The following is a 9,383-nucleotide window of genomic DNA, read 5'->3' as shown; positions in this document are numbered from 1 at the left end:
ATATCAAATCAACCTCAAAATCAATCCAAATTTCCTAATTTCCCAAATATCGTAGGGGCGGGTTCACCAACAATATCCAACACCAACAAACAATTTAAATAAACCCGCCCCCACCCCACAGATAATATCAAATCGACCTCAAAATCAGTCCAAATTTCCCTATCTACCCAAATATCGTAGGGGCGGGTTCGCCCACAATATCCAACACCAACCAACAATCTAAATAAACTCGCCCCCACCCCAATACGGTTTACTTAAGAGGGCGGGTGCCGGCCTTGATACAGTCAATTATTTCATGAATTATTCTCCGGCACCCGCCCCTACCGTAATATGGTTGACTTAAGAAATTCGTCAAAAATCCTTAAGTAAACCGTATTGATCCCCACTCCACAGACAATATCAACCTGCATTATTGCATGACAATCAAAATAGATGCAGCCTGTTAGCTATTCGTTGGGTGGGGGCGGGTTTATATATCCTTGGGCTGGTGACAGATATTATTGGTGAACCCGCCCCTACAAGTCTTCTGGTTGATTTACCTAAAACTATTTCATACCAACTAACAATTCAAATAAACCCGCCACCCAATGATTAATTTTTCATGACATTGGGCTGTTGATGGAAACCAAAACGCCGTCTAAATCACGAACATATGCTACTGTTTGTCCCCAAGGTTTAACTTTAGGTTCTACCACAACATTAGCACCGGCTGCGATCGCACTTTGAAAAACCGCCGCTACATCGTCTGTCACAAAACCCACTTCCATACCAGCAGGTAGACTGGACAGACTATTTTCTTGAAATCCCTGTGGAAGATTCGATTTTGCTAGGTCGTTAGCGGCAAACGCGAGAGTTGTTGTCTCTGTTTCCATCTCGGCATACTGCCCGCTTTCATGAATGAATCGTTGCTTTAATCCAAATGCTTGTTCGTAAAAAGCAACGGCTTGATAAACATCTTTAACATAGAGAATTGTGTAGGAGAAGTTCATCATTTTTGCTTCTGGGTATTCCTAAATAAACGTAGGGTGCGTCAGGGCTGAATTTGACATCGCACACTCAATAATTTTCCCCCTGACGCACCCTACAAACTTTCGTACAAACCTAGCCCCGATCGTTCTTGGCAATTACCCAAATAGCATGGACAATGCCGGGAATAAATCCCAAAAATGTCAGAACCAAGTTGATCCAAAAATCAGTGCCAATCCCGACAGTCAAAAATACGCCCAGCGGGGGAAGAAAAATTGCAGCGATTATGCGGATTAAACTGCCCATGTGAGTTACTCCAAACGACTTTTCTCTTTCAATTTAACTTCACTGACCGACAGAACCTTTCCCGAAAAATTTAGGCGGTGCTGCGATCGTGTAAACTTCGGTTTCCTCGGCGATTACCCGCCGCAAGTGACCGGGAACTTGCATCAGTCCCAACAGTGTAATCCCGTCTAACATCCGCAACCCGCCAATTGTTTTGTCGGCGAGCAATTTGTCGGTAACTTCGGGTTCGGGCCGCGTGTTTATTTCCTGGCTGGAAGCTACCGCGAAACCCCAAGGAGCTCCGTAGGTAGAAATAAAGCTGGTGCAGGATTGAACGTTGGGGAAAACCGATTTCAGGGTGTTGACAATGCGGGCGTGCATTTTCATTTCTGCTGGAGAAACTGGGCCTGCTTGTACTACGAAATACCCGTTAGGTGACAGTATCTTGCGAACTTTCTCAAAATACTCCTTGGTAAATAACTGGAAAGATGGGCCTTCTTCAATGGGATCGGATAAGTCGGAAATCACAATATCCCAATCGCTGTCAGTGTTGTCTAAATAGTCCAAAGCGTCGCCGATTACTACTTCGCAGCGGGGGTCGTCAAAGGCGTTTTGGTGCATTTCTGGCAGGTGCTCGCGGCAAGCTTCTACTACTTCGCCGTCAATATCTACCATCACGACTTTTTCAACTGTTTTCCAGCGCAGCACTTCTCTAATTGTAGCTCCTTCGCCGCCGCCGAGAACTAGCACTTTTTTGGGCGAACCGTGACAAATCATCGCTGGGTGCACCAGGGGTTCGTGGTACAGAAATTCGTCGCCTGTACAAGATTGCCATTTGCCGTCTAAAACTAAGCCTTTCCCGTAGGTACCGGTTTGAACTACGTACATTTCCTGGTAGGCAGTTTTTTTGTAAGCGAGCACGCCGATGACGCCGTGAACGTAAATATCCCAAGGGGTAATGTACTCGCTCATCCAAAAGTCTGCACGGACTTCGCTACCTGACATCCAATACTCTCCAAATGTAAACTGCTGTGTCGATTTTGTCACAAGTAGTAATTCTTACCACAAAATGGCGCGGATGTGTGAGTGCGATCGACATATTGGAGTTGAATTTACAGCAGAAGTCCTATGGAACAAGGAAAAAGCCTGCAAAGCAGTCGAGCCGGTGCGCCGCCATGAAAAACTCTCGCCTTGCATATCGACAATCTCATCGCGACGCACCTGAGAAACTTTTTATCCTGCAAACAACCATCGGTTTCAGTCTTTCCCAACAATTGTTTGGTTTGCTATACCCGTGTCAGGTGCGTCGCTACTCGAAAAGTCGATTGAATGCCAGGAATTTTTGAGCGCGACGCACCCTACGAATATTTTTATGGCAAAACTTTATCAAAATGGTATTAATACTTGTACCCGCCGGGGTTGGCTACAAAGTTGTTTGTTAGAGGCTATTTGTTGCAGGGCAATTGTTCACATTCAAACCCCTGCTACAAGTTTGCGCTCGGCGTTTATATTGAGTAAATTGGTAAAGGTTGGCGATCGCACTACCTGAAGTTAAGTGTTCGCCAGCAAGTATAATTGACGAATGAATCAGCAGGAGCTTACCTAAGTATATGTTGAAAAATCCTCAGATGTTTGACCTCAAGTTTTGGAGAAAATTGAGCCGCCAACTCAAAAAAAGCTTTACCCTTGGTATTGTGGTCGTCACCCTGTGTACAACCATATTAGCTAGTTGCACCAAAACAGAACCGCCTTTGCGAGTCGGTGCCAATGTTTGGCCAGGCTATGAAACTCTGTACTTGGCTCGCAGTTTAGGGTACTATGATAATACTCCTATTCGATTAGTAGATTACCCTTCAGGTACAGAAGAGGTACGAGCCTATCGAAATGGAGAAATTGAAGCAGCGGGCATATCCATCGACCAAGCTTTGGTATTGGCAGCAACCAATCCCGACGTTAAAATTGTAGTTGTAATGGATTTCTCTAACGGTGGGGATGTGATTCTCGGCAAACCCGAAATTCAAAATTTGCAAGGCTTAAAAAGCCGACCTGTAGGAGTTGAATCTACTGCGCTAGGAGCATTCATAATTACCCGTGCCTTAGAGCAAAAAAGTATGTCACCTCAAGATATCAAAATTGTCTCTTTGGGAGTATCCGAACATGAACGAGCCTTTAAAGATGGAAAGGTAGACGCTGTTGTTACCTTTGGCTCGGCTCGGACAAAGCTGCTCGCAGCAGGTGCGAAACTACTGTTTGACAGTTCGCAAATTCCCGGTGAAATTGTTGATGTTCTGATCGTACGCGAGGAGGTAATTAACAAGCAGCCCAAGGCTTTGCAGGCTTTAGTTGACGGTCGGTTTCGCGCCCTAGATTACTTGACAAAAAATCCCCAGGATGCTGCGAGTCGCATGGCTCCCCGTACAGGAGTTACTCCAGAGCAATTCTTAGAATCTTTAAAGGGGCTGAGCAGTCCAAACCTCGAAGAAAACCAAAAGTTACTAGGAAAAACAGACCCCTCATTGCTGAATGGCGTCAAGCGATTGTCTCAAGTGATGCTAGAAAACAAATTGCTGCCGAAAGCTGTAGATTCTGCTCCTTTGTTGGACGAGAGGTTGGTCAAAAATGTGAAGTTGTGAACTCAAGTGTTTCTCGGAATTGTTAAAAATAAGTGTGAGTCTTGAGTTGACAAATTCTGTAGTTAAGTTTATTCATCCTCACCTACTTGATTTAGTAACAATGAAACGATTTCCTTTTTCTCTGCGTTTGTCAATTCCTTTGATTCTGCTGATTTTCGGTAGTTTGCTGGGTTTATTTTCTTTTCAACGGGAGGTAGATCAGTCGTACCGCCGGCAAGAAGAAAATGGAATTAACGATTTAAAGTTTTCGGCCAATCAAATCTCAGGAATGCTGGAATATTTGTACCGCAGAGGAGATGTTGAGCAAGTGGAAATCGCGATTAGCAAGTTGGGGAGCGATCGCAATATCCGCTTGGCCTTACTTTGTGATGAAAATAACCGCATAATTTTGGCAACCCGTTACGAATTGCGGAATCGCCCAGTCAGCGACACTTCATTACCTAACTATTTGCTAGCAGAATTTTCCCAAGTTCGGGAAAAGATGTCAGGAGAAGTCAAGCTTGCTGAAAATAAAGAGAGTACCTGGGCAATTTATCCGGTTTTGTTGGGAGCCGGGCCGGGAGAAGTTCGGCCTTCGAGAGTCGGCATTCTTTTGGTAGAGTATGATATTTTGTTACTCAAGCAACAAGCTTATGCAGATGCTTTGCAGCGATCGACTGAAACGAGTATTGGATTAGCTGTATTTTGCATAATTGTCTGGTTGTTTTTCGATCAAACCTTGACTGGGCGGGCTGCGAGGCTGGTAGCAGCGAGCAATAGCTTCAGCCAAGGAAAATTGGGAGTTCGCGCGCAACTGGGAGGTTCTGACGAACTTGCTCAGATTGCAGCCGCTTTTAACGAAATGGGCGATCGCATTCAGTCCCATACCGAGGTGCTGCAAGACAGCGAGAAACGTTTCAGAACCTTGGTTTCTAATATTCCAGGTGCTGTCTATCGATGGGTATTGGATTCCGACTGGACAATTGAGTTTATCAGTGATGCGATCGCCGATATTTCTGGCTACGCCGCCACTGATTTTATGAACAATCGAGTGCGAAATTTTAACAGCATCATCCATCCTGAAGACGCAGTAATGGTACAAAACATTATCGATAAGAGAATTTTAAAAAAACGGGATTATTTCATCGAGTACCGCATTATTCGAGCGGATATGACTGTGAGATGGGTGTCAGACAAAGGTCAGGGCGTATTTAATGAAAACGGCGATATTCTCTGGCTTGATGGAGTAATTTTTGACATCACCAAGCGCAAGCGCGCTGAAGAAGAACTGCATCAAACCTTGCAAATTAAGGATAAACTTGCTGCTACTGCTACTGCTCAATCTCAACAACTCAAACAAACTCTGCAAGATTTACAGAAAACCCAGGCTCAACTAATTCAAACAGAGAAAATGTCTTCGCTGGGTCAAATGATTGCTGGTGTGGCTCACGAGATTAATAACCCAGTTAATTTTATTCACGCCAATCTTTCTCACGTTAGTACCTACAGTCACAACCTATTAAGTTTAATCGATTTGTACCAGCAGGAATATCCGAATCCTAAGGCTGAAATTGCTGATTTGATTGAAGATACAGATCTGGAGTTTCTCGGTGAGGATCTGCCGAAAATATTGTCATCAATGAAAGTTGGTACTAACCGCATTCGTGAAATTGTACTAAGTTTGCGAAATTTCTCTCGCTTGGATGAATCAGACCTAAAACCAGTTAATATTCACGAGGGAATTGACAGCACGCTCTTGATTTTGCAGAGTGCTGTCAAAGCTAAGCCCAATTGTGATGAAATTGAGATTGTCAAAAATTATGGAGATTTGCCACTTGTTCAATGTTATGCGGGACAGCTAAATCAAGTATTTATGAATATTTTGAGTAATTCCATATATGCTTTGCACAATCCAGAAGACCAGACTGTGAACAAACATAAAACTCACTCTCGTAGTCAGATTATAATTAGTACCTTTATTCAGGAAAATGATTGGGTTAAAATCAGTATTAAGGATAATGGGCCGGGAATAGATGACGCAGTGAAAACCAAAATTTTTGACCCTTTCTTTACGACGAAACCAGTGGGTACTGGTACAGGTTTGGGGCTGTCAATTAGCTATCAAATTGTTGTAGACAAACACTGTGGGAAGTTGGAGTGCATCTCCGCAGCGGGAGAAGGGACTGAATTTGCGATCGAGATTCCGATCGCCAAATCCCGCAGTTAATATACCAGTTTTCTGTTGACTAACGTACAGATATCGGCTAAGGAGATGGCGCCTGTCTAAAGCGTGTCAAGTTAAGCTTAAATGTAGTATCACTCTGCTGTCTGACGATTAGGATCTCGATCCCCCCTAACCCCCCTTAAAAAGGGGGGGATAGGAGTATTCTCAAAGTCCCCCTTCTTAAGGGGGATTTAGGGGGATCGAGACTAAGTTAGAAGCGAGATGTCTCATGGATTTTAGTCTTAATAAGCTAAACTGAGAGATAATAAAAACTCCCTATGACCGCGGCTCCTCCTAGTTTGATGTGAAACCCTATGTCTACTGTCACTTTTGGCTTATCAACCCCCTCCGCGGCAGAGGCCGGGGCATCCTACGGTAGCAACCAACCGCCCCACCGCCCCACCGCGCCGGCACAGTGGATCGAGGCGTTGGTGGACTCGCCTTTCAAGGGCGCGGGGGACTCGCCTGGGGAGGAAAACAAGTTATTTACCTATCGCTTACCTGCCCAATTGAACGTGCAGCCGGGGGATATTTTGAGTGTACCCTTTGGCAGCCAACAGGTAGGGGCGATCGCGATTCGGTTCGTTTTTCAACTGCCGGCAGGCTTAGATCCGGCGCGGGTGAAAGATGTCGAAGATGTTGTGAGTACGGGCTTTTTTCCTGCTAGTTATTGGGAACTAATAGAACGAGTATCCGTCTATTATTGCACCCCATTAATTCAAGTAATTAGAGCCTCGCTGCCGCCCGGTTTGTTAAGCCGTTCCGTGCGCCGAATTCGGTTAATTAAGGAGGCGATTTCTCCGAATGCCGAAACTTTTCTCAATCCCGCAGCCAGTCAAATTTTGCAATTGCTGCAAGCTCAAAAAAAAGGCGATTACACTTGGCAATACCTTCAGCGCCAAGTCAAGGGAAGTTATCGGGGATTGAAAGATTTATTGCAACGCGGTTGGGTGGAAAGTTATTTAGAACCGCCGCATCCTCCGAAACCACAACTCAAACCGGCGGTGATATTAATCCCCAGCGCCTTTGTCACGGATTTAACCAAGCGACAACAAGAAGTATTGGAAGTTTTGCGGCGCGGTGGCGGTGAAATGTGGGTGAATGATTTGCTGAGAATTTGCAGCGCGGGTATTTCGGTTGTCAAAAAATTGGAAGAAAAAGGTAGCGTTGTCATCGATCAAAGGGAAGTGCTCAGGGGCGATCGCGGAATTGCCCAAATTCCCGATGCACCCAAAACTTTAACCCATTTTCAAGCTGAAGCTTTAGCGTTTATTAACAGTTTTTCGGGATTCCGTCAAGTGCTGTTGCACGGCGTTACAGGTTCTGGTAAGACTGAAGTGTATTTGCAGGCGATCGCCCCAATCCTCGCCAGTGGCAAATCCGCCCTCGTCCTCGTCCCGGAAATCGGGTTGACACCGCAACTGACAGACAGATTCCGCGCCCGGTTTGGCGAGCAAATTTGCGTGTACCACAGCGGGCTATCCGACGGCGAACGTTACGATACATGGCGCCAGATGCTGACTGGAGAGCCGCAAATTGTCATCGGCACGCGATCGGCCATTTTTGCACCTTTACCGCACCTCGGCTTAATTATCCTGGATGAAGAACACGACAGCAGCTTCAAACAAGACCAACCGGCACCCTGCTACCACGCCCGCAATGTCGCCAAATGGCGCGCCGAATTAGAAAATTGTCCGTTAATTTTAGGTTCCGCAACACCAGCTTTAGAGACGTTGGTGGGGACGCGCCGAGATGATTACTCGTTACCAACTATCCATTATTTATCATTACCAACTCGCATTTATTCCCGCCCGATGCCGCCCGTGGAAGTAGTCGATATGCGCCAAGAATTGCGGCAAGGAAACCGCTCAATTTTCAGCACTTCCCTGCAAAACGCGCTGGAACAATTGCAAGCAAGACAACAGCAAGGCATCCTGTTTATTCACCGCCGAGGACACAGCACGTTTGTCTCTTGTCGGAGTTGCGGCTACGTGATGGAATGCCCGAATTGCGATGTTTCTTTGTCCTATCACCACATCGGCGAGGGAAGTGCAGAAATCCTGCGCTGTCACTACTGCAATCACACGGAAAGACACCCGCAAAACTGCCCAGAATGCAGTTCTCCTTATTTCAAAAACTTCGGTAGCGGCACCCAGCGAGTCGAACAGGAATTAACGAGATTGTTTCCAGAATTGCGGGCGATTCGGTTTGATAGCGACACTACTAGAAATAAGGGCGATCACCGCCGATTGTTAACTCAATTTGCCAACGGGGAAGCAGATATTTTGTTGGGCACGCAAATGCTGACGAAGGGGTTAGATTTAGCTCAAGTTACATTAGTGGGAGTTGTGTCTGCTGACGGGTTGCTGAATTTCTCCGATTATCGCGCCAGCGAACGAGCTTTTCAAACATTAACTCAAGTCGCGGGACGTGCGGGGAGAGGCGACGATCCGGGGCGGGTAATTATTCAAACTTACACTCCCGAACATCGGGTAATTCAAGCGGTGAGGCGGCATGAATATGCGAGTTTTGTGGAGACGGAATTAGCAGAAAGGGCGGCGCTAAATTATCCACCTTCGGGGCGGTTGATTTTGTTGCGTTTGAGCAGTGCTGATGCGGCGGAAGTGGCGGTGACTGCGGTACAATTGGCGTCTGCTTGTCAACAGTATATCGATCGACTTTCGGGGACTGGCTGCGAGATGTTGGGCCCTGCACCGGCGGCGATTATGCGGGTGGCGAATCGCTATCGGTGGCAGATTTTGCTGAAGTTACCTTTGGATGAGTCGCTGGATTTGTCGGATTTGATCGGGTTGCGCGATTCCCTTCGGGATAGCTTCGCTTCACGTACACCGCGTTCTGTTAGTTTAACTATTGATGTCGATCCGTTTAATTTTGGTTGATTGGGGATGGAAAAGCGAGAATCTATAAGATCGGACGGCGGTTGAAACCGCGTCTATACAAACAATGTCCGAGCTCAGAGGGACTGAAGAAAAAACGTAACTTAAACGATCGCATCTTCAACCCGCGGAGGACGTTCGGCGAAGCTCAGTCGAGCCGCGGGTTTTGTCTGTATAGACGCGGTTTCAACCGCCCGGTATTCTTATCCCAAGAGGAATCGTAGGGTGCGTCAGCTTCAACGATTTTGTCAATAATCGAAAATCTCCAAGCTGACGCACCTGATACCTATTTCGCCCGGTGCGTCGCTATCAGATTTTCTATTTTTAGTTAGAGATTGTTAATGGCGACGCACCCTACAACTTGTTGCCATACCTGAGCGATCGCCCAATTCTGTCTCA

The 9,383-nt window shown here is 46.2% G+C and carries 6 protein-coding genes; 3 read left to right on the top strand and 3 right to left on the bottom strand.

Going from position 1 to position 9,383, the window contains the following annotated elements:
* Window positions 1-599: 599 nt before the first annotated feature.
* The 3 genes from QUB64_RS18085 to QUB64_RS18075 form a co-directional block, all read right to left on the bottom strand.
* On the bottom strand, window positions 600-992 hold the full coding sequence (locus QUB64_RS18085) for a VOC family protein (RefSeq protein WP_333270189.1): 393 nt from the start codon (window positions 990-992) through the stop codon (window positions 600-602).
* A gap of 109 nt (window positions 993-1,101) precedes the next feature.
* Window positions 1,102-1,272: a YqaE/Pmp3 family membrane protein gene (locus QUB64_RS18080; protein ID WP_333270186.1), complete on the bottom strand. Its 171-nt coding sequence runs from the start codon at window positions 1,270-1,272 to the stop codon at window positions 1,102-1,104.
* A 39-nt stretch (window positions 1,273-1,311) separates the two neighbouring features.
* On the bottom strand, window positions 1,312-2,256 hold the full coding sequence (locus tag QUB64_RS18075; protein ID WP_333270281.1) for a fused MFS/spermidine synthase: 945 nt from the start codon (window positions 2,254-2,256) through the stop codon (window positions 1,312-1,314).
* 605 nt (window positions 2,257-2,861) lie between these two features.
* On the opposite strand from QUB64_RS18075, the gene QUB64_RS18070 reads away from it, so the two are divergent.
* The 3 genes from QUB64_RS18070 to priA all read left to right on the top strand — a co-directional run bounded on the left by QUB64_RS18070 (window position 2,862) and on the right by priA (window position 8,987).
* Window positions 2,862-3,884: an ABC transporter substrate-binding protein gene (locus QUB64_RS18070; protein WP_333270183.1), complete on the top strand. Its 1,023-nt coding sequence runs from the start codon at window positions 2,862-2,864 to the stop codon at window positions 3,882-3,884.
* A 100-nt stretch (window positions 3,885-3,984) separates the two neighbouring features.
* On the top strand, window positions 3,985-6,090 hold the full coding sequence (locus QUB64_RS18065; protein WP_333270181.1) for an ATP-binding protein: 2,106 nt from the start codon (window positions 3,985-3,987) through the stop codon (window positions 6,088-6,090).
* Between the two features lie 311 nt (window positions 6,091-6,401).
* Entirely contained in the window at window positions 6,402-8,987 is a 2,586-nt protein-coding gene (gene priA, locus QUB64_RS18060) for a primosomal protein N' (protein WP_333270179.1), read from the top strand.
* Window positions 8,988-9,383 lie beyond the last annotated feature (396 nt).

Origin of the sequence: Microcoleus sp. Aus8_D2 (assembly GCF_036702665.1) — a bacterium.
Classification (GTDB): Bacteria; Cyanobacteriota; Cyanobacteriia; order Cyanobacteriales; family Microcoleaceae; genus Microcoleus.
Note: the sequence above shows the minus strand (reverse complement) of the source record. Positions and strands in the feature narration are given on the sequence as shown.